The following is a 2069-nucleotide window of genomic DNA, read 5'->3' on the forward strand; positions in this document are numbered from 1 at the left end:
GAAGAGCGGCTGATCACCCCCGAGGGGCGGGAGCGATGGATTCGCACCAGCAAACTGCCCCTGACCGATGAACAGGAGGAGATCATCGGCCTGCTGGGCACCCGGGAGGAGATCACCGCGCGGAAACAGGCCGAAGCCGAACTCACCCGGGCCAAGGAGGAGGCCCTGGCCGCCAGCCGGGCCAAAAGCGCCTTCCTCTCCGCCATGAGCCACGAAATCCGCACCCCCATGAACGTGGTGATCGGCATGAGCGACCTGCTGCTGGAAACCGGTCTCAGCAGCGAACAGCGCAACTATGTGGGCAAATTGCAGGTGGCGGGCAGCAACCTGCTGGAGGTGATCAATCAGATTCTGGATCTCTCCAAAATCGAAGCCGGCCAGATGGAACTGGTGGAAAAACCGATCTCCCCGCGGGAGCTGCTGCGGAAGGTGGTGGAGCTGCTGGAGGTTCTCGCGGCGAGCAAAGGCCTATGCGTGAATCTTCAGGTGGACGAGGCGCTGCCACAGTGGCTTCTGGCCGACGAAGCCCGCCTCAACCAGGTTCTGTACAATCTGCTGGGCAACGCCATCAAGTTCACCGAACGGGGCGAAATCCGCCTGCAGGCCGGAATCGACGCGGAAGCCCCGGACCGGCTGCATCTGCAGGTGGTGGATACGGGTATCGGTATCGAATCCGACTATCTGCAACGCATCTTCACCCCCTTCACCCAGGCCGACCCGAGCATCACCCGCCGTTTCGGCGGCACCGGGCTGGGGCTTTCCATCTCCTGGCGTCTGGTAAGCTTGATGGGCGGCACGTTGCAGGTGGAGAGTCAGCCGGGACAAGGCAGCACCTTTCATGTGCATCTGCCTCTGAAGATCCCCGCCACCCCACCCCTTGAGGCGAAGACAACCACTCCCCGCGCGCAGGGGAAAGCCTCCTCCCTGCATATCCTGCTGGTGGAAGACGCCCTGGAGAATCAGGAGTTGATCCACGCCTTCCTGAAGCACACGCCCCACCGGCTGACCCTGGCCAACCACGGCGAAGAGGCCTTGCAGCGCATCGGCGAAGGGCGTTTCGATCTGGTCTTCATGGACGTGCAGATGCCGGTGATGGACGGTTATACCGCCACCCGCGCCATTCGGGAGAAGGAACGCCACAACGGTGGCGGCCGCCTGCCCATCGTGGCGCTGACCGCCCACGCCCTGGAAGAGGAGTCGGCCCGCAGCCTGGAAGCCGGCTGCGACCTCTTCCTCTCCAAACCCATCAAAAAACGCCGCCTTCTGGAAGTCATCGAACAGTTCGGTAGACAGGCTGTGATGGATTGAGCAACCGGGCCAAGGAGTTCCCAGCGGGAGAAGAGTGTTGCCTTTCAAGCCGAATGTGGCTACGGTGGGCCTACAACTCTATTGAAGAAGAGACGAGATGATAGCTGATTCCATTGTTCGCGCCCGTATCGATACCGTCACCAAGGAGAAGGCAACCGCAGTGCTGACGGCCATGGGTCTGAACGTGTCGGACGCCATCCGCCTGCTTATGCGACGTATTGCGGAAGTGGAGGCTCTGCCCTTCGAGGTGCGCGTTCCCAACGCACTCACTCTGGCGACTCTGCAAAAAAGCCAGCGGGGCGAGGAGATGCATCACGCGCGCGATGAGGTGGATCTGTTCGAACAACTGGGAATCGGATGTGCACCCCCCGTTATTCAGGGCCGTTCAAACGCGACGTGAAAATTTCGGCAGGTCAATCCATCCTGTTATTTATCAAAACGCCCATACCTGAACCTGACCTCGTACCAGACTGGTGGGCTTGTCGCTGCGTTCCACCACCACATTGTCCCAATTCGGGATCGACTTCTCATGTTTTATAATTTGTATGATTTTATCTTTTACGGCAAGCGACAAATCCGTTCCGGCCTGGTTGTATACTACACGAATCGTTCCTCTGGGAGTTGGCATCTTCCATAGCTCGGCAAAATCGGTTTCGGTATCGGAGGTCAGACATCCTTCGGCCTTCAGCAGAGTGGTTATACGGTTGGCGACTTCTGCGGACGAAGGTCTGTGGAAAACCAGTACGGTTTGGCTGCATTCG

Annotated in this window: 3 protein-coding genes; 2 read left to right on the top strand and 1 reads right to left on the bottom strand. The window is 59.4% G+C overall.

The window, feature by feature from the left end; genetic code table 11:
* On the top strand, positions 1-1308 hold a 1308-nt coding region (locus tag HQL56_19790; protein ID MBF0311760.1), incomplete at its 5' end, for a response regulator.
* A 97-nt stretch (positions 1309-1405) separates the two neighbouring features.
* Complete coding sequence (locus tag HQL56_19795; GenBank protein MBF0311761.1) at positions 1406-1708, top strand: type II toxin-antitoxin system RelB/DinJ family antitoxin; 303 nt, start codon at positions 1406-1408, stop codon at positions 1706-1708.
* Positions 1709-1741: 33 nt separating this feature from the next.
* Here HQL56_19795 and HQL56_19800 read toward each other — a convergent pair.
* Positions 1742-2069 (bottom strand): hypothetical protein (locus tag HQL56_19800; protein ID MBF0311762.1); only part of this gene is annotated, 328 nt, incomplete at its 5' end.

The organism is Magnetococcales bacterium, from assembly GCA_015231925.1.
Taxonomy (GTDB): Bacteria; Pseudomonadota; Magnetococcia; order Magnetococcales; family JADGAQ01; genus JADGAQ01.